The organism is Escherichia sp. WS3227_2 (assembly GCF_046486495.1).
Lineage (GTDB): Bacteria > Pseudomonadota > Gammaproteobacteria > Enterobacterales > Enterobacteriaceae > Escherichia > Escherichia coli.
The window spans coordinates 110,205-129,643 of record NZ_JBJQLG010000015.1 but is presented as its reverse complement, the minus strand read 5'-3'; the positions used below and the strand labels follow the sequence as shown (position 1 = coordinate 129,643).

The 19,439-nt window shown below is 49.8% G+C and carries 17 protein-coding genes and 1 pseudogene; 10 read left to right on the top strand and 8 right to left on the bottom strand.

Annotated elements, in window-relative coordinates:
• Positions 1-78, top strand: a 78-nt coding sequence (locus ACJHXB_RS19855; protein WP_323498327.1) for an IS3 family transposase, incomplete at its 5' end; no start/stop codon positions are given.
• 59 nt (positions 79-137) lie between these two features.
• Here the strand turns inward: ACJHXB_RS19855 and mobB are convergent.
• Both mobB and mobA read right to left on the bottom strand, forming a co-directional pair.
• A complete protein-coding gene (mobB, locus tag ACJHXB_RS19850) occupies positions 138-665 on the bottom strand; it encodes a molybdopterin-guanine dinucleotide biosynthesis protein MobB (RefSeq protein ID WP_000907614.1) in 528 nt (175 codons plus the stop codon).
• Complete coding sequence (mobA, locus tag ACJHXB_RS19845; RefSeq protein ID WP_001052192.1) at positions 647-1,231, bottom strand: molybdenum cofactor guanylyltransferase MobA; 585 nt, start codon at positions 1,229-1,231, stop codon at positions 647-649. The genes mobB and mobA overlap by 19 nt, the downstream gene beginning before the upstream one ends.
• A gap of 69 nt (positions 1,232-1,300) precedes the next feature.
• On the opposite strand from mobA, the gene ACJHXB_RS19840 reads away from it, so the two are divergent.
• The 4 genes from ACJHXB_RS19840 to ACJHXB_RS19825 all read left to right on the top strand — a co-directional run bounded on the left by ACJHXB_RS19840 (position 1,301) and on the right by ACJHXB_RS19825 (position 4,861).
• On the top strand, positions 1,301-1,570 hold the full coding sequence (locus ACJHXB_RS19840; protein WP_001295263.1) for a YihD family protein: 270 nt from the start codon (positions 1,301-1,303) through the stop codon (positions 1,568-1,570).
• A 76-nt stretch (positions 1,571-1,646) separates the two neighbouring features.
• Positions 1,647-2,633, top strand: coding sequence for a stress response kinase SrkA (gene srkA, locus ACJHXB_RS19835; protein WP_001065496.1), 987 nt, complete (start codon positions 1,647-1,649; stop codon positions 2,631-2,633).
• A gap of 16 nt (positions 2,634-2,649) precedes the next feature.
• On the top strand, positions 2,650-3,276 hold the full coding sequence (gene dsbA / locus ACJHXB_RS19830; RefSeq protein WP_000725337.1) for a thiol:disulfide interchange protein DsbA: 627 nt from the start codon (positions 2,650-2,652) through the stop codon (positions 3,274-3,276).
• 154 nt (positions 3,277-3,430) lie between these two features.
• Positions 3,431-4,861: a YdgA family protein gene (locus tag ACJHXB_RS19825; protein WP_097446949.1), complete on the top strand. Its 1,431-nt coding sequence runs from the start codon at positions 3,431-3,433 to the stop codon at positions 4,859-4,861.
• Positions 4,862-4,901: 40 nt separating this feature from the next.
• Here ACJHXB_RS19825 and ACJHXB_RS19820 read toward each other — a convergent pair whose 3' ends face one another.
• Positions 4,902-5,834: an acyltransferase gene (locus ACJHXB_RS19820; RefSeq protein ID WP_097446948.1), complete on the bottom strand. Its 933-nt coding sequence runs from the start codon at positions 5,832-5,834 to the stop codon at positions 4,902-4,904.
• A gap of 363 nt (positions 5,835-6,197) precedes the next feature.
• On the opposite strand from ACJHXB_RS19820, the gene polA reads away from it, so the two are divergent.
• Positions 6,198-8,984, top strand: coding sequence for a DNA polymerase I (gene polA / locus ACJHXB_RS19815; protein ID WP_097446947.1), 2,787 nt, complete (start codon positions 6,198-6,200; stop codon positions 8,982-8,984).
• Positions 8,985-9,365: 381 nt separating this feature from the next.
• On the opposite strand, the gene yihA is transcribed toward polA, so the two are convergent.
• Complete coding sequence (gene yihA, locus ACJHXB_RS19810; protein ID WP_000183349.1) at positions 9,366-9,998, bottom strand: ribosome biogenesis GTP-binding protein YihA/YsxC; 633 nt, start codon at positions 9,996-9,998, stop codon at positions 9,366-9,368.
• Between the two features lie 296 nt (positions 9,999-10,294).
• Here yihA and ACJHXB_RS19805 point away from each other — a divergent pair.
• From ACJHXB_RS19805 to hemN, 3 genes and pseudogenes are all read left to right on the top strand, one after another.
• Positions 10,295-10,461: pseudogene (locus ACJHXB_RS19805) on the top strand (hypothetical protein).
• A gap of 118 nt (positions 10,462-10,579) precedes the next feature.
• A complete protein-coding gene (yihI, locus tag ACJHXB_RS19800) occupies positions 10,580-11,089 on the top strand; it encodes a Der GTPase-activating protein YihI (protein WP_001295266.1) in 510 nt (169 codons plus the stop codon).
• Positions 11,090-11,277: 188 nt separating this feature from the next.
• The gene (gene hemN, locus ACJHXB_RS19795) at positions 11,278-12,651 is read left to right on the top strand and encodes an oxygen-independent coproporphyrinogen III oxidase (protein WP_097446946.1); all 1,374 of its coding nucleotides are present in this window, start codon (positions 11,278-11,280) and stop codon (positions 12,649-12,651) included.
• Positions 12,652-12,840: 189 nt separating this feature from the next.
• Here hemN and ACJHXB_RS19790 read toward each other — a convergent pair whose 3' ends face one another.
• The 4 genes from ACJHXB_RS19790 to glnA form a co-directional block, all read right to left on the bottom strand.
• Positions 12,841-12,951 carry a YshB family small membrane protein gene (locus ACJHXB_RS19790; protein WP_000893994.1) on the bottom strand — a complete coding sequence of 37 codons (111 nt, stop codon included), beginning with the start codon at positions 12,949-12,951 and terminating at the stop codon, positions 12,841-12,843.
• 111 nt (positions 12,952-13,062) lie between these two features.
• A complete protein-coding gene (glnG, locus tag ACJHXB_RS19785) occupies positions 13,063-14,472 on the bottom strand; it encodes a nitrogen regulation protein NR(I) (RefSeq protein WP_001188777.1) in 1,410 nt (469 codons plus the stop codon).
• Between the two features lie 11 nt (positions 14,473-14,483).
• Positions 14,484-15,533 carry a nitrogen regulation protein NR(II) gene (gene glnL / locus ACJHXB_RS19780; protein WP_000190577.1) on the bottom strand — a complete coding sequence of 350 codons (1,050 nt, stop codon included), beginning with the start codon at positions 15,531-15,533 and terminating at the stop codon, positions 14,484-14,486.
• A gap of 173 nt (positions 15,534-15,706) precedes the next feature.
• Positions 15,707-17,116, bottom strand: a complete 1,410-nt coding sequence (gene glnA / locus ACJHXB_RS19775; RefSeq protein WP_001271717.1) for a glutamate--ammonia ligase — start codon at positions 17,114-17,116, stop codon at positions 15,707-15,709.
• Between the two features lie 372 nt (positions 17,117-17,488).
• Between glnA and typA the strand changes: the two genes are divergently transcribed.
• Positions 17,489-19,312 carry a ribosome-dependent GTPase TypA gene (typA, locus tag ACJHXB_RS19770; protein WP_000570668.1) on the top strand — a complete coding sequence of 608 codons (1,824 nt, stop codon included), beginning with the start codon at positions 17,489-17,491 and terminating at the stop codon, positions 19,310-19,312.
• The last annotated feature ends 127 nt before the right edge of the window (positions 19,313-19,439 follow it).

The following is a 19,439-nucleotide window of genomic DNA, read 5'->3' as shown; positions in this document are numbered from 1 at the left end:
AATCAAAAAAGAATAAAACTCAGTCTTGGGGGACTCAGTCCGGTAGAATACCGGACTGAGCATCAAAAAGCCGGTTAACTGAAACTGTCCAGGTTTTGGGGTTCAGTTCAGGCGCGTCTTATCCAGCCTACTCTTGCTTATCCGTTCTGCTTTTGCATCCACTCCACCACAAAATCAGCCAGCCCCTCAACATCATTAATATCCAGTAACGCGACATCAAGATTAAGCGGCACATCACTGGCTACAGCAATAACATGCCTGTCTATCACTAATTCTTCAGGTCGATGTCCGGCTCCATCGCGAAACAGCACAATCTTTGCGATCTCTTCATGCTTAAACCCTTCGACCAGAATCAAATCCAGCTTTGAGGTATCCATTCGACTTGCGAGAAAATGTAGATCCAGCTCTTCTTCGTCTGGTGTTTCCGTCATCAAGGCCCATCGTTGCTGGCTGGCAACGATGGTTTGTGCCGCGCCAGCCTTGCGCAGCTCATAGCTATCTTTGCCTGGCTTATCAACATCCATATCATGGTGCGTATGCTTAATCAGCCCTGGACGGATCCCTCTGGCGCATAATGCCGGGATCAGTTTTTTCAAAAGCGTAGTTTTTCCGGTACCACTCCACGCGGCAAAGGCGAGTAACGGTATCATCGTTTTTCCTGCCATCGGGCAAGCTCCTCTGGCGTATTCACGTTAACAAATGCATCTTTATGATCGCTGAAATCAACCGCATGCCCGCCAGCCAGACGCATAAATGCCATTACCCGGCGTTCTCCTGCTTGCAGATATTCCAGTAATAAAGGCTCAATTGCGCGGTTTACCAGAGCAATAGTCGGGTGATCGCGTTCACCGTCATGGACCCACACGACAGGCGCATCTTTGCGCTGATGATTAAGCCGGGCTGCTAAATCCTCGGGAATATAAGGAGTATCGCACGGACAAAACAAAAACCACTCGCCTGCTTCCTGCTGCATTACTGAAAGCATTCCTGCCAGAGGGCCTGGGTAATCCGCCAGTGAATCTTCAATCACTTTCAGACCGCTTGCCTGATAGATTTCCTGATGACGATTAGCATTAACCACGACGTGAGAGAGCTGCGTCATAAGCGTGTCAGCGACATGTTGCCATAATGGTTTGCCGTTTAATTCAAGCAATCCTTTATCTACGCCGCCCATTCGTCTGGCTTTACCGCCTGCCAGCACAACGCCTGTTATCGTCGTCATCAGATTCACCGATATCGCCTCTTTTATTGTGGGATTGACCCTGCTAACGTGTCTGTCTCAAGAGTAAGGAGCATTACTATGAAATGTAAACGTCTGAATGAAGTTATTGAACTCCTCCAGCCAGCCTGGCAAAAAGAGCCAGACCTTAACCTGCTGCAATTTTTGCAGAAACTGGCGAAAGAGTCAGGTTTTGACGGCGAACTGGCGGATTTGACGGATGACATTCTGATCTATCACCTGAAAATGCGTGATTCCGCGAAAGATGCGGTTATCCCGGGTTTGCAAAAAGATTATGAAGAAGATTTCAAAACGGCGCTGTTACGCGCTCGCGGCGTAATTAAAGAGTAAAAGCTTGTAAGCGGTGCCACCAAAATCATCGTGAAATGATATCCTTCATCATTCGTAATGTTTTCCGGATGATGGGATGAACAACAGCGCTTTTACTTTCCAGACACTACACCCGGATACCATCATGGATGCTCTGTTTGAGCATGGGATCCGGGTGGATTCCGGTCTTACCCCGCTTAACAGCTATGAAAACCGTGTCTATCAATTTCAGGACGAAGATCGTCGACGTTTTGTCGTCAAATTTTATCGCCCTGAACGTTGGACAGCCGATCAAATCCTCGAAGAACATCAATTTGCGTTGCAGCTGGTTAACGATGAAGTTCCGGTCGCAGCGCCTGTGGCCTTTAACGGTCAGACTTTATTGAATCATCAGGGATTTTATTTCGCTGTTTTTCCAAGCGTCGGTGGTCGCCAGTTCGAAGCTGATAATATCGATCAGATGGAAGCGGTTGGGCGTTATTTAGGGCGTATGCACCAGACGGGGCGCAAACAGCTTTTTATCCATCGCCCGACCATCGGTCTGAATGAATATCTCATTGAGCCACGCAAGCTGTTTGAGGACGCTACACTGATACCTTCCGGGTTGAAAGCGGCATTCCTGAAAGCGACAGATGAGCTGATCGCCGCCGTTACAGCACACTGGCGGGAAGATTTCACCGTTCTGCGGCTACATGGAGACTGCCACGCCGGGAATATTCTCTGGCGCGATGGTCCAATGTTTGTTGATCTGGATGATGCACGTAATGGTCCGGCTATTCAGGATTTGTGGATGTTGCTCAATGGCGATAAAGCCGAGCAGCGGATGCAACTGGAAACTATTATTGAAGCTTATGAAGAATTTAGCGAGTTCGACACCGCTGAAATCGGACTGATTGAACCTTTACGCGCCATGCGTTTGGTTTATTATCTTGCCTGGCTAATGCGGCGTTGGGCTGATCCCGCGTTCCCGAAAAATTTCCCGTGGTTAACCGGGGAAGATTACTGGCTGCGACAGACGGCGACTTTTATAGAACAGGCAAAAGTTCTACAAGAACCCCCTTTGCAATTAACACCTATGTATTAATCGGAGAGAGTAGATCATGAAAAAGATTTGGCTGGCGCTGGCTGGTTTAGTTTTAGCGTTTAGCGCATCGGCGGCGCAGTATGAAGATGGTAAACAGTACACTACCCTGGAAAAACCAGTTGCTGGCGCGCCGCAAGTGCTGGAGTTTTTCTCTTTCTTCTGCCCGCACTGCTATCAGTTTGAAGAAGTTCTGCATATTTCTGATAACGTGAAGAAAAAATTGCCGGAAGGCGTGAAGATGACTAAATACCACGTCAACTTCATGGGGGGTGACCTGGGCAAAGATCTGACTCAGGCATGGGCAGTGGCGATGGCGCTGGGCGTGGAAGACAAAGTCACTGTTCCGCTGTTTGAAGGCGTACAGAAAACCCAGACCATTCGTTCAGCATCTGATATCCGCGATGTATTTATCAACGCAGGTATTAAAGGTGAAGAGTACGACGCGGCGTGGAACAGCTTCGTGGTGAAATCCCTGGTCGCTCAGCAGGAAAAAGCCGCAGCTGACGTGCAATTGCGTGGTGTTCCGGCGATGTTTGTTAACGGTAAATATCAGCTGAATCCGCAGGGTATGGATACCAGCAATATGGATGTTTTTGTTCAGCAGTATGCTGATACAGTGAAATATCTGTCCGAGAAAAAATAATTCAATGTAAATTACATAAAGCCCGTGAATATTCACGGGCTTTTTTTATTATTTAATAAATATAAATACATTCTGATAATGCATCCTGCCGCTGGACATTATTTCAGCATAAGTGGATATTCAAAGTTTTGCTGTTTTATCAGGGAATATTTATATGATACGTAAGTCAGCTACAGGTGTTATTGTTGCGTTAGCCGTAATCTGGGGTGGTGGCACATGGTACACAGGTACGCAAATTCAGCCTGGTGTCGAAAAATTTATTAAAGATTTTAACGATGCTAAAAAGAAAGGTGAACATGCCTACGATATGACGTTAAGTTATCAAAATTTTGACAAAGGCTTTTTTAATTCCCGTTTTCAAATGCAAATGACATTCGATAACGGTGCACCCGATCTCAATATCAAGCCAGGCCAGAAAGTTGTATTTGATGTGGATGTTGAGCACGGTCCGTTGCCCATCACAATGTTAATGCATGGTAATGTCATCCCAGCACTGGCAGCGGCAAAAGTGAACTTAGTGAATAATGAACTGACACAACCGCTATTTATCGCCGCAAAAAATAAATCGCCCGTGGAAGCGACATTGCGATTCGCGTTTGGTGGCTCATTCTCTACGACATTAGATGTTGCCCCTGCAGAGTATGGAAAGTTTTCCTTTGGTAAGGGCCAGTTTACTTTTAATGGTGATGGTAGTTCATTGTCTAACCTGGATATTGAAGGCAAAGTCGAAGATATTGTTCTGCAATTATCACCAATGAACAAAGTAACGGCGAAAAGCTTTACCATTGATTCTCTGGCGCGATTAGAAGAAAAGAAATTTCCGGTTGGTGAAAGCGAGTCGAAATTTAATCAGATTAACATTATCAATCACGGGGAAGACGTTGCCCAAATCGATGCTTTCGTTGCAAAAACCAGGCTGGATCGCGTTAAAGACAAAGATTATATCAATGTCAATCTGACCTACGAACTTGATAAGTTAACAAAAGGGAATCAGCAACTCGGTAGTGGTGAGTGGTCATTGATTGCTGAATCTATTGATCCCTCAGCAGTGCACCAATTTATCATCCAGTATAACATTGCGATGCAGAAGCAGCTTGCTGCACACCCTGAGTTAGCAAACGATGAAATTGCTCTGCAAGAAGTGAATGCTGCATTGTTCAAAGAGTATTTACCGTTATTACAAAAAAGTGAGCCGACCATTAAACAACCGGTAAGATGGAAGAACGCACTCGGCGAACTAAATGCCAATCTGGATATCAGTATTGCCGACCCAGCCAAATCTTCATCATCCACAAACAAAGATATCAAATCGCTCAATTTTGATGTGAAGTTACCGCTTAATGTCGTCACAGAAACCGCAAAACAGCTTAATTTATCTGAAGGAATGGATGCGGAAAAAGCGCAAAAGCGGGCTGATAAACAAATCAGCGGGATGATGACCTTAGGTCAGATGTTTCAGTTAATCACGATTGACAACAATACCGCCTCGCTGCAACTGCGTTATACACCGGGTAAAGTTGTTTTTAACGGACAGGAGATGAGCGAAGAAGAATTTATGTCTCGTGCCGGACGTTTTGTTCATTAAAATACTCACTCGCCTCTGCTCATTCAGAGGCGAGTAAAACTTACTTATTCTGACGCTGTGATGACATGAGAGACGTCAGAAGCCGGTCTTTTTCCTGCCACAATGAGTTCAGCCATTGCTGAAAATGGCGCTTAAAGCTTTTGTCATTGATGTAGTCGCCATGTAACTCATCGGCAATAGGCTGTAAATCCACATGTACGACAATCCGCGTCAGTTTACCGCTTAACATATCGAAGAACGGCTGACGGTTATTGTCCGGATAACACAGCGTAACATTAAGCAGTTTATCGAATTGTTTACCCAGTACATTTAGCGCCATCGCAATGCCTGCCGCCTTTGGTGGCAACAAGTTTTGAAAAGTGGAGTGGGTTTGCAGATGTTTTTCTTGCGTGAAACGGGAGCCTTCAACGAAATTGACAATGGTGGTGGGATGCAGGCGAAACTTTTCACAAGAACGCCGAGTGGTTTCGACATCTTTACCACGTCGCTCCGGATGACGTAATAAATAAGCGCGGGAATAACGCTTCATAAACGGCATATCCAGCGCCCAGCACGCCAGGCCAAGAAAAGGCACCCAGGCCAGCTGCTGCTTGAGGAAATATTTATTCATCGGAATGTGCTTACGAAACAGCACGCACAGTACGACAATATCTGCCCAACTACGGTGGTTACAAATAAGCAGATACCAGTTCTTCTTACTTAACCCTTCCAGCCCGTGAACTTCCCATTGCAGGTGTGGGTTCAGATGCAGTAATACCGCCAGACCTTCGCACCAGCAATACATCATAAAATCACAAAAACGCGAAACCTTTCGCCAAATGACTGGCACAGGAAGCAATAGTTTTACAATCCCGGCAATGATGATCGGGACGGAACAAAAAATAGTGACCAAAATGGTCAATACGATACTCAGCAAAAGGGTTATCGCAGCGAGTATTCTCGTCATAATGAATTTATTCAAAAGGTTAGCCATAGACAGTGCGCTAAAGAAGCGCAAGGCGCAGATTTTAGCAGAAAACGACCCAAATAACGGATGATCCTTAAGGAGAAAAATAATTCATATCTATCCACATTAGAAAAAATCCCATTATCTTAATTACTAGGGATGGTCTTATTTTTAACTTCATGAAAAACAAAGACAAACATCATGCTGTAAAAAGCATGATAATAAATTAAAAGCGATGTAAATAATTTATGCACAAAGTTATCCACATGACGATTTGCGAGCGATCCAGAAGATCTACAAAAGATTTTCACGAAAAGCGGTGAAAAACTCATGTTTTCATCCTGTCTGTGGCATCCTTTACCCATAATCTGATAAACAGGCACGGACATTATGGTTCAGATCCCCCAAAATCCACTTATCCTTGTAGATGGTTCATCTTATCTTTATCGCGCATATCACGCGTTTCCCCCGCTGACTAACAGCGCAGGCGAGCCGACCGGTGCGATGTATGGTGTCCTCAACATGCTGCGCAGTCTGATCATGCAATATAAACCGACGCATGCAGCGGTGGTCTTTGACGCCAAGGGAAAAACCTTTCGTGATGAACTGTTTGAACATTACAAATCACATCGCCCGCCAATGCCGGACGATCTGCGTGCACAAATCGAACCCTTGCACGCGATGGTTAAAGCGATGGGACTGCCGCTGCTGGCGGTTTCTGGCGTAGAAGCGGACGACGTTATCGGTACTCTGGCGCGGGAAGCCGAAAAAGCCGGGCGTCCGGTGCTGATCAGCACTGGCGATAAAGATATGGCGCAGCTGGTGACGCCAAATATTACGCTTATCAATACCATGACGAATACCATCCTCGGCCCGGAAGAGGTGGTGAATAAGTACGGCGTGCCGCCAGAACTGATCATCGACTTCCTGGCGCTGATGGGTGACTCCTCCGATAACATCCCTGGCGTACCGGGCGTCGGTGAAAAAACCGCGCAGGCATTGCTGCAAGGTCTTGGCGGCCTGGATACGCTGTATGCCGAGCCAGAAAAAATTGCTGGGTTGAGCTTCCGTGGCGCGAAAACAATGGCAGCGAAGCTCGAGCAAAACAAAGAAGTTGCTTATCTCTCATACCAGCTGGCGACGATTAAAACCGACGTTGAACTGGAGCTGACCTGTGAACAACTGGAAGTGCAGCAACCGGCGGCGGAAGAGTTGTTGGGGCTGTTCAAAAAGTATGAGTTCAAACGCTGGACTGCTGATGTCGAAGCGGGCAAATGGTTACAGGCTAAAGGGGCGAAACCCGCAGTCAGGCCGCAGGAAACCAGTGTTGCAGACGAAGCGCCAGAAGTGACGGCAACGGTGATTTCTTATGACAACTACGTCACCATCCTTGATGAAGAAACACTGAAAGCGTGGATTGCGAAGCTGGAAAAAGCGCCGGTATTTGCATTTGATACCGAAACCGACAGCCTTGATAACATCTCTGCTAACCTGGTCGGGCTTTCTTTTGCTATCGAGCCAGGCGTAGCGGCATATATTCCGGTTGCTCATGATTATCTTGATGCGCCCGATCAAATCTCTCGCGAGCGTGCACTCGAGTTGCTAAAACCGCTGCTGGAAGATGAAAAGGCGCTGAAGGTTGGGCAAAACCTGAAATACGATCGCGGTATTCTGGCGAATTACGGCATTGAGCTGCGTGGGATTGCGTTTGATACCATGCTGGAGTCCTACATTCTCAATAGCGTTGCCGGGCGTCACGATATGGACAGCCTCGCGGAACGTTGGTTGAAGCACAAAACCATCACTTTTGAAGAGATTGCGGGTAAAGGCAAAAATCAACTGACCTTTAACCAGATTGCCCTCGAAGAGGCCGGACGTTACGCCGCCGAAGATGCGGATGTCACCTTGCAGTTGCATCTGAAAATGTGGCCGGATCTGCAAAAACACAAAGGGCCGTTGAACGTCTTCGAGAATATCGAAATGCCGCTGGTGCCAGTGCTTTCACGCATTGAACGTAACGGTGTGAAGATCGATCCGAAAGTGCTGCACAATCATTCTGAAGAGCTCACCCTTCGTCTGGCTGAGCTGGAAAAGAAAGCGCATGAAATTGCAGGTGAGGAATTTAACCTTTCTTCCACCAAGCAGTTGCAAACCATTCTGTTTGAAAAACAGGGAATTAAACCGCTGAAGAAAACGCCGGGTGGTGCGCCGTCAACGTCGGAAGAGGTACTGGAAGAACTGGCGCTGGACTATCCGTTGCCAAAAGTGATTCTGGAGTATCGTGGTCTGGCGAAGCTGAAATCGACCTATACCGACAAGCTGCCGCTGATGATCAACCCGAAAACCGGGCGTGTACATACCTCTTATCACCAGGCAGTAACCGCAACGGGACGTTTATCGTCAACCGATCCTAACCTGCAAAACATTCCGGTGCGTAACGAAGAAGGTCGTCGTATCCGCCAGGCGTTTATTGCGCCAGAGGATTATGTGATTGTCTCGGCAGACTACTCGCAGATTGAACTGCGCATTATGGCGCATCTCTCGCGTGACAAAGGCTTGCTGACCGCATTCGCGGAAGGAAAAGATATCCACCGGGCTACGGCGGCAGAAGTGTTTGGTTTGCCACTGGAAACCGTCACCAGCGAGCAACGCCGTAGCGCGAAAGCGATCAACTTTGGTCTGATTTATGGCATGAGTGCTTTCGGTCTGGCGCGGCAATTGAACATTCCACGTAAAGAAGCGCAGAAGTACATGGACCTTTACTTCGAACGCTACCCTGGCGTGCTGGAGTATATGGAACGCACCCGTGCTCAGGCGAAAGAGCAGGGCTACGTTGAAACGCTGGACGGACGCCGTCTGTATCTGCCGGATATCAAATCCAGCAATGGTGCTCGTCGTGCAGCGGCTGAACGTGCAGCCATTAACGCGCCAATGCAGGGAACCGCCGCCGACATTATCAAACGGGCGATGATTGCCGTTGATGCGTGGCTACAGGCTGAGCAACCGCGTGTGCGTATGATCATGCAGGTACACGATGAACTGGTATTTGAAGTTCATAAAGATGATGTCGATGCCGTCGCGAAGCAGATTCATCAACTGATGGAAAACTGTACCCGTCTGGATGTGCCGTTGCTGGTGGAAGTGGGGAGTGGTGAAAACTGGGATCAGGCGCACTAAGATTCGCCTGAACATGCCCTTTTTTCGTAAGTAAGCAACATAAGCTGTCACGTTTTGTGATGGCTATTAGAAATTCCTATGCAACAACTGAAAAAAAATTACAAAAAGTGCTTTCTGAACTGAACAAAAAAGAGTAAAGTTAGTCGCGTAGGGTACAGAGGTAAGATGTTCTATCTTTCAGACCTTTTACTTCACGTAATCGGATTTGGCTGAATATTTTAGCCGCCCCAGTCAGTAATGACTGGGGCGTTTTTTATTGGGCGAAAGAAAAGATCCGTAATGCCTGATGCGCCATGTTTATCAGGCCAACGGTAGAAGTGTAATCTATTGAATTTACGGGCCGGATACGCCACATCCGGCACAAGCATTAAGGCAAGAAAATTATTCGCCGTCCTGCGTTTCTTCTACAGGCTGCATCTCGCTAAACCAGGTATCCAGTTTCTGCCGCAGCTTGTCCACGCCTTGTTTCTTCAGTGAAGAGAACGTTTCAACCTGCACATCACCGTTAAACGCCAGCACCGCTTCACGCACCATATTCAATTGCGCTTTACGTGCGCCGCTTGCCAGTTTGTCCGCTTTGGTCAGCAGCACCAGCACGGCGATATTGCTGTCTACCGCCCACTCAATCATCTGTTGATCCAAATCTTTCAGCGGATGGCGAATATCCATTAGCACCACCAGACCTTGCAGGCTCTGACGTTTTTCGAGGTATTCGCCGAGCGCGCGTTGCCATTTGCGCTTCATCTCTTCCGGGACTTCCGCGTAGCCATAGCCGGGCAGGTCAACCAGACGCTTGCCGTCAGCCACTTCAAACAGGTTGATAAGCTGGGTGCGCCCTGGGGTTTTTGAGGTACGAGCCAGGCTTTTCTGGTTAGTTAGCGTGTTCAGCGCGCTGGATTTACCTGCGTTGGAACGGCCTGCAAAAGCCACTTCAATTCCGGTATCGGAAGGTAAGTGGCGAATATCAGGCGCACTCATCACAAAATGCGTCTGTTGATAATTCAAATTAGTCAAAGCGGTCGTCTCCGTCAGTCAAAGCTTTGCGGCGATTATACCTGAACCATAATAAAAGGCGGATTTTTCGGCGTGAGCGTTGTAAGTAAAAGCCATACGCTTTGTGAGACATTGCCGATAGTCTTTATGCGAAATAGCAGAGAAAATTCTGCGATGCATGTCAAATAAGCTATATAAATCAGTTAATTGCTTTTATATAAAACTCTGAAAATGTGCAAATACTGATGGCGGTTGATTGTTTGTTTAAAGCAAAGGCGTAAAGTAGCACCCATAGAGCGAGGACGCTAACAGGAACAATGACTCAGGATGAGGGTCAGGAGCGCCAGGAGGCGAAGACAGAGGATTGTCAGGAAGACAAACGTCCGGAGACGTAATTAAACGGAAATGGAATCAACACGGATTGTTCCGGCTAATGGAAAAACAGGGTGTGTTGGCGGCCTGCAAGGATTGTAAGACCCGTTAAGGGTTATGAGTCAGGAAAAAAGGCGACAGAGTAATCTGTCGCCTTTTTTCTTTGCTTGCTTTCTGTTAGATTCCGCCGCAAATCTATACTGAATAAAACGGCTAAAAGACGAACCATTATGAAACCATCATCTTCAAACTCACGCAGCAAAGGTCATGCAAAAGCGCGTCGAAAAACACGCGAGGAGCTGGATCAGGAAGCTCGTGACCGTAAGCGTCAGAAAAAACGTCGTGGTCATGCGCCGGGCAGCCGCGCAGCGGGCGGTAACACCACGTCAGGCAGCAAAGGCCAGAACGCACCGAAAGATCCACGTATTGGCAGTAAAACCCCTATTCCATTGGGCGTGACTGAAAAAGTCACCAAACAGCACAAACCGAAGAGTGAGAAACCTATGCTTTCACCGCAGGCGGAGTTGGAGTTACTGGAAACGGATGAGCGTCTGGATGCGCTGCTGGAACGTCTGGAGGCAGGCGAAACCCTGAGCGCCGAAGAGCAATCCTGGGTGGATGCCAAACTGGATCGTATTGATGAGTTGATGCAGAAACTCGGCCTCTCTTATGACGATGACGAAGAAGAGGAAGAAGACGAGAAGCAAGAAGACATGATGCGTCTGCTGCGGGGCAACTAACGGATTGCCGCCGTGGGCCTTCCCGTTCTGCTGATAACCCTTCCGGTTATATGTTATCTGGTGTGGTTATTCGTTAAACTACAGCGGTTGTCGCGGCGACAAAAGTGGCTGCGCAACCGGCTGATGACCCGAAACGGGCATCCGCCGGTACGCCGTAGCCGCCAGAGACGCCATCGGAAGGAGTGAGCATGTCTGTACAGCAAATCGACTGGGATCTGGCCCTGATCCAGAAATATAACTATTCCGGGCCACGATACACCTCGTACCCGACCGCGCTGGAGTTTTCAGAAGACTTCGGCGAACAGGCGTTTTTACAAGCCGTGGCGCGCTATCCTGAGCGTCCATTATCTCTCTACGTACATATCCCGTTCTGCCATAAGCTTTGTTACTTCTGCGGTTGCAATAAGATTGTTACTCGCCAGCAGCACAAGGCCGATCAGTATCTGGACGCGCTGGAGCAAGAAATCGTCCATCGTGCACCGCTTTTTGCCGGGCGCAAGGTGAGCCAGCTGCACTGGGGCGGTGGTACGCCGACGTATCTGAACAAAGCGCAAATCAGCCGTCTGATGAAGCGGCTGCGCGAAAACTTCCAGTTCAATGCCGATGCGGAGATTTCGATCGAAGTCGATCCGCGCGAAATCGAACTGGATGTACTCGATCATTTACGCGCCGAGGGCTTTAATCGCCTGAGCATGGGCGTGCAGGACTTCAACAAAGAAGTGCAACGTCTGGTTAACCGCGAGCAGGATGAAGAGTTCATCTTTGCACTGCTTAACCATGCGCGTGAGATTGGTTTTACCTCCACCAACATCGACCTGATTTACGGCCTGCCGAAACAGACGCCGGAGAGTTTCGCTTTTACCCTGAAACGCGTGGCGGAGCTGAACCCCGATCGTCTGAGTGTCTTTAACTACGCGCATCTGCCGACCATTTTTGCTGCTCAGCGCAAAATCAAAGATGCTGACCTGCCGAGTCCGCAGCAAAAACTCGATATCCTGCAGGAAACCATCGCCTTCCTGACGCAATCGGGCTATCAGTTTATCGGTATGGATCACTTTGCCCGTCCGGATGACGAGCTGGCGGTGGCCCAGCGTGAAGGCGTGCTGCATCGTAACTTCCAGGGATACACCACTCAGGGCGATACCGATCTGCTGGGGATGGGCGTTTCCGCCATCAGCATGATTGGCGACTGCTACGCGCAGAACCAGAAAGAGTTGAAGCAGTACTATCAGCAAGTGGATGAACAAGGCAATGCGCTGTGGCGTGGTATTGCGCTAACGCGTGATGACTGTATTCGCCGCGATGTGATTAAGTCGCTCATCTGCAACTTCCGTCTGGATTACGCCCCTATTGAGCAACAGTGGGATTTGCACTTCGCTGATTACTTTGCGGAAGATCTCAAGCTGCTCGCCCCGTTAGCAAAAGATGGGCTGGTGGATGTGGATGAGAAGGGGATTCAGGTGACGGCGAAAGGTCGCTTGCTGATCCGCAACATTTGCATGTGCTTTGATACCTATCTGCGCCAGAAAGCGCGGATGCAGCAGTTCTCACGGGTGATTTAAATAGTGAATGGCGCTTCGTTTACAAAGTAGAAAACGAAAGCGCCATCAATGTGCTGAGAACAAGATTGCCTGATGCGCTACGCTTATCAGGCCTACAAAACCTGTTGAAAATATTGCTTTTGTAGACCGGATAAGGCGTTCACGCCGCATCCGGCATGAACAAAGAGCACTTCATCAGCAATCTGAAACTCAACTAAACAGCCCAATCATCGCGGCACACAGCACGGCAGCAACAGCAGTTTGCGGTGTGTGGCTGTCAACTGCGCCACTCGATACCAGATTAATTATTGATTCCAGCATAATGACTCTCCCCGTTTTCCGGGCAAGATCATACTGAACTTATCGGAACAGTAAAGCGCAAAATACCAGCAATTTGCGCTCAATAATCAATCTTTACACACAAGCCGTGAATCACTCCATCCCCAGCTCTTTTAACTTCCGCGTCAGAGTGTTACGCCCCCAGCCGAGTAGCCGCGCCGCTTCCTGTTTATGCCCCTGCGTATGTCGCAGCGCGGTGGTCAGTAACGTCCGCTCCAGCTCAGGCTGCGCTTCGGAAAGCAGATTTTGATGACCGGAACGCAGCGCCCTGTCTGCCCACTGCGCTAACAGCGTCGCCCAACTGTCCGGTTGCATTTGCGAAGTACTCTCCGCAACCGTTGATTCAAACAGTTCGCCAGGCAAATCCTGAATCAACACTTCCTGTCCGGCAGCCATTACCGTTAGCCAGCGGCAGGTGTTTTCCAGCTGGCGCACGTTGCCTGGCCACGCCAGACGCGTCAGCGCGGCTTCGGTTTCCGGATGCAGCAACTTCGCTTCTACGCCCAGTTCGCGCGCGGCAACCTGTAAAAAATGGCGCGCCAGACGGGGAATATCTTCCCGACGTTCGCGCAGCGGCGGCAGATGAACGCGGATAACGTTCAGGCGGTGGAACAGATCCTCACGGAACTTACCTTCCTGCACCCGCTGTTCGAGATTCTGGTGAGTGGCAGCGATAATCCGCACATCCACTTTCACCGGCGCATAGCCGCCAACGCGGTAAAACTGACCGTCTGCCAGCACGCGCAGCAAACGCGTCTGCACATCCAGCGGCATATCGCCAATTTCATCGAGAAATAACGTGCCGCCATCGGCCTGTTCAAAACGCCCCTGACGAATGGTATTCGCGCCGGTAAACGCGCCTTTCTCGTGACCAAACAGTTCTGATTCGATCAAATCCTTCGGGATAGCCGCCATATTCAGCGCGATAAATGGCGCTTTGGCTCTCGGACTGTGGCGATGCAGGGCATGAGCGACCAGTTCTTTACCGGTGCCGGATTCGCCGTTAATCAGCACGCTAATAGAAGAACGCGAAAGCCGACCGATAATACGGAACACGTCCTGCATGGCTGGCGCTTCGCCGATGATATCGGTCGTTGGGCCGTTAAGCTGAACATTACGCGGCTGCTGCTGTTCCTGGTAATGACTGATGGCGCGCTCAACCAGCGCGACGGCTTCGTCGATATCAAACGGTTTGGGCAGATAATCAAACGCCCCTTGTTGATAGGCGCTGACGGCAGCATCCAGATCGGAATGTGCGGTCATAATGATGACCGGAAGCATCGGATGGCGCTGTTTAATCTGCTTGAGCAGCGCCAGCCCGTCCATTCCCGGCATACGGATATCTGAAAGCAGCACATCCGGCGTTTTGCTCGCCAGCGCCTCCAGTACCTCCGCGCCGTTCTCAAATGTTGTACAGGTTAAACCCGCTCCAGCGAGCGCACGTTCAAGCACCCAACGGATGGAACTATCGTCATCGACTACCCAGACTATCCCTCGTTGCATAAACGTCACCTTTATTTCCTGATAGGCAGGTAAACCGAGAACTCGGTATGACCTGGCCAACTGGTAAATTCAATTTTGCCTGAATGCTGATCAATCAAATTACGGGCGATGGATAAGCCAAGCCCGGTGCCACCTTCGCGGCCGCTGACCATCGGGTAAAACAGTGTATCCTGCAAATGAGGCGGAATACCTGGCCCGTTATCTTCCACATCAATTCGCGCCGCCAGCCGATAACGCTCGCCGTGTAAGGTCAGTTGGAAAGCTGTGCGGGTACGCAGAATGATTTCACCACCCTCTGGCCCCAGCGCCTGTAGCGCATTGCGCACAATATTCAGGAGCACTTGCTCAATTTGATCCGGGTCGTGCGCCAGTTCCGGCAGGCTGGGGTCGTAATCACGAATCAACCGCACGTTGTCCGGCAGTTCCATCGACACCAGCGTCACCACGCGTTCAGCCACTTTATGAATACTTTCGGTAACGCGCGTACCGGGCAGTTGCGGTCCCAACAGACGGTCGACCAGATTTCGCAGCCGGTCCGCCTGTTCGATAATCACTTTGGTATATTCGAGTAGTGACGGGTCAGGTAATGCTTTGCTGAGCAGCTGCGCCGCGCCACGTAAACCGCCAAGCGGATTTTTAATCTCATGTGCCAGGCCGCGCACTAAATCACGGGCAGCAACCTGCTGGGCGTGCTGTAGCTGTTCCTGACTTAAGCGGCGCTGGTTATCCATCGGTGCCATCTCCAGCAGGATCATGCCGTCCGGCATACGCTGGGCCGTCACAGAAAGGATATGCGAGCGCCCGTCGATGACCAGCGTCACTTCGTTATCGGTAAAACCTTGCCCCGCCTCCAGACTTTCTTGCATCAGCTCGATATTTAATGAGAAGTAGCTCAACAGTTCCGGTAACGGTGTACCAAACAATTTGCGGGAGCTTTGGGCGAGCAGTTGTTGCGCGGCGGGGTTGGCGTAATGGATCGCCAGGTTGTCATCGATTAACAAAATACTGTTAATCAGCGAGTTGAGGATCTGCCCAGCATCGGGCTGCGTGCCTGTTGCCATAAAGCAGTCTCCTGAACAGGTTGCACCATTTTAGTGCATTATAGCTTTTTACGGATAAAAAGCGCGAAGCATCAGAGAATTGACGGAGAAAAAAGCCCATGCAGAGATGGGCTGAAAGTTTCCACGGCAACTAAATCCCGGCGTTGTTGCGCCGGGTAGTACAACTTCAACTATTAGACGCTGTAGTACAGCTCAAACTCTACCGGATGCGGAGTCATACGCACGCGGTCATCTTCTTCGCGACGCAGAGCGATGTACGCATCGATCGCTTCATCAGTGAACACACCACCGGCTTTCAGGAACTCGCGGTCCAGATCCAGTTCGTTCAGTGCTTCTTCCAGAGAACCAGCAACCTGTGGGATCTCTTTCGCTTCTTCCGGCGGCAGGTCATACAGGTTTTTGTCCATTGCTTCGCCCGGATGGATCTTGTTCTTGATACCGTCAAGACCGGCCATCAGCAGGGCAGCAAAGCACAGGTACGGGTTAGCCGCCGGGTCCGGGAAACGTACTTCGATACGACGTGCTTTCGGAGAAGAAACCACCGGAATACGGATAGACGCAGAACGGTTACGCGCAGAGTAAGCCAGCATTACCGGTGCTTCGTAGCCCGGGACCAGACGCTTGTAAGAGTTGGTGGTCGGGTTTGCCAGGGCGTTAATCGCTTTAGCGTGTTTGATGACGCCGCCAATGTAGTACAGCGCCTGCTCAGACAGACCTGCGTATTTGTCGCCTGCGAACAGGTTAACGCCGTTTTTAGACAGCGACATGTGGCAATGCATACCGGAGCCGTTATCACCGAACATCGGTTTTGGCATAAAGGTCGCGGTTTTACCGAAGCGGTGCGCTACGTTGTGCACAACATATTTGTAGATCTGAATTTCGTCAGCTTTTTTGGTCATGGTATTGAAGCGGGTAGCCACTTCGTTCTGACCAGCAGTCGCTACTTCGTGGTGATGTGCTTCAACCACCAGGCCCATCTGTTCCATCACCAGACACATTTCAGAACGAATATCCTGAGCAGAGTCTACTGGTGGCACCGGGAAGTAACCGCCTTTCACTGCCGGACGGTGACCTTTGTTACCACCTTCGTATTGGGTGGAGGAGTTCCATGCGCCTTCGATATCGTCGATAGCAACGTGGGAACCGGAGATAGAAGATCCGAAACGGATGTCATCGAACAGGAAGAATTCAGGTTCTGGCCCGAACAGTACGGTGTCGGCAATGCCAGTGGAACGCAGGTAATCTTCGGCGCGCTTCGCAATAGAGCGCGGGTCACGGTCATAGCCTTGCAGGGTGCCAGGTTCAAGGATGTCGCAACGGATAATCAGGGTAGAATCGGCGAAGAACGGGTCAATCACTGCGGTGGATGCGTCTGGCATCAGCACCATGTCGGATTCGTTAATGCCTTTCCAGCCGCCAATCGAGGAGCCGTCAAACATTTTGCCTTCTTCGAAGAATTCAGCATTCACCTGATGAGCAGGGATAGTGACGTGCTGTTCTTTACCTTTGGTATCGGTGAAGCGCAAATCAACAAACTTCACTTCGTGCTCGTTCAGCATCGTCAGTACGTGTTCAGCGGACATACTTTAACTCTCCTGGATTGGTCATGGTCGTCGTGGTAACGAAATCTGCAATTATTTTGGCCGTGTCGCCGTAAAAAAGATAAAGCGAAAACTGTGCCAACTTTTAAATTGCCCCTAAAAGGCGTTATCATGCTTAACATCGTGCAAAAGGGCTGCACCATGATGTGAATGTTGCACCAATATAGTGCTTCAATGGAAACATTAAGCACCATATTGGTGCAATGACCTTTGGATAACCCTTTTTATGCTCCGTGAAAGCGATCACAAAGGGACTCTGCAATACTTGTTTGCGGAGGATGTTTGTGATCCTGTTTTGTAGTGCGATTAATCCGTGTACAATAACGCGCTATTTCTAATGCCTGAGGCAAAGTTGTGATCGAAAAATTGCGTAATATCGCCATCATCGCGCACGTAGACCATGGTAAAACCACCCTGGTAGACAAGCTGCTCCAACAATCCGGTACGTTCGACTCTCGTGCCGAAACCCAAGAGCGCGTGATGGACTCCAACGATTTGGAGAAAGAGCGTGGGATTACCATCCTCGCGAAAAACACCGCTATCAAATGGAATGATTACCGTATCAACATCGTTGATACCCCGGGGCACGCCGACTTCGGTGGTGAAGTTGAACGTGTAATGTCCATGGTAGACTCAGTGCTGCTGGTGGTTGACGCATTTGACGGCCCGATGCCGCAAACGCGCTTCGTAACCAAAAAAGCGTTTGCTTACGGCCTGAAGCCGATTGTTGTTATCAACAAAGTTGACCGCCCTGGCGCGCGTCCTGATTGGGTTGTGGATCAGGTATTCGATCTGTTCGTTAACCTCGACGCGACCGACGAGCAGCTGGACTTCCCGATCGTTTACGCTTCTGCGCTGAACGGTATCGCGGGTCTGGACCACGAAGATATGGCGGAAGACATGACCCCGCTGTATCAGGCGATTGTTGACCACGTTCCTGCGCCGGACGTTGACCTTGACGGTCCGTTCCAGATGCAGATTTCTCAGCTCGATTACAACAGCTATGTTGGCGTTATCGGCATTGGCCGCATCAAGCGCGGTAAAGTGAAGCCGAACCAGCAGGTCACTATCATCGATAGCGAAGGCAAAACCCGTAATGCGAAAGTCGGTAAAGTGCTGGGCCACCTCGGTCTGGAACGTATTGAAACCGATCTGGCGGAAGCTGGCGATATCGTGGCGATCACGGGCCTGGGCGAACTGAACATTTCTGACACCGTTTGCGACACGCAAAACGTTGAAGCGCTGCCGGCACTCTCCGTTGATGAGCCGACCGTTTCTATGTTCTTCTGCGTTAACACCTCGCCGTTCTGCGGTAAAGAAGGTAAGTTCGTAACGTCTCGTCAGATCCTGGATCGTCTGAACAAAGAACTGGTACACAACGTTGCGCTGCGCGTAGAAGAAACCGAAGACGCCGATGCGTTCCGCGTTTCTGGTCGTGGCGAACTGCACCTGTCTGTTCTGATCGAAAACATGCGTCGTGAAGGTTTCGAACTGGCGGTATCCCGTCCGAAAGTTATCTTCCGTGAAATCGACGGTCGTAAACAAGAGCCGTATGAAAACGTGACGCTGGACGTTGAAGAACAGCATCAGGGTTCTGTGATGCAGGCGCTGGGCGAACGTAAAGGCGACCTGAAAAACATGAATCCAGACGGTAAAGGCCGCGTACGTCTCGACTACGTGATCCCAAGCCGTGGTCTGATTGGCTTCCGTTCTGAGTTCATGACCATGACTTCCGGTACTGGTCTGCTGTACTCCACCTTCAGCCACTACGACGACGTACGTCCGGGCGAAGTGGGTCAGCGTCAGAACGGTGTACTGATCTCTAACGGTCAGGGTAAAGCGGTCGCGTTCGCGCTGTTCGGTCTGCAGGATCGCGGTAAGCTGTTCCTCGGTCACGGTGCAGAAGTTTACGAAGGTCAGATTATCGGTATTCATAGCCGCTCTAACGACCTGACTGTAAACTGCCTGACCGGTAAGAAACTGACCAACATGCGTGCTTCCGGTACTGACGAAGCCGTTGTTCTGGTTCCGCCTATCCGCATGACTCTGGAACAAGCTCTGGAGTTCATCGATGATGACGAACTGGTAGAAGTGACTCCGACCTCTATCCGTATTCGTAAACGTCACCTGACGGAAAACGATCGTCGCCGCGCCAACCGCGCACCGAAAGACGATTAATTTCGTTTTTTAGTTATAAAAAACCTGCCATCGCTGGCAGGTTTTTTTTTACCTGTCGTGAGCGCACACCAATGCGAGTATCTCCCTTATAAGTCTGTGATTACGTCAATAGAGAGCTTTGTCACAA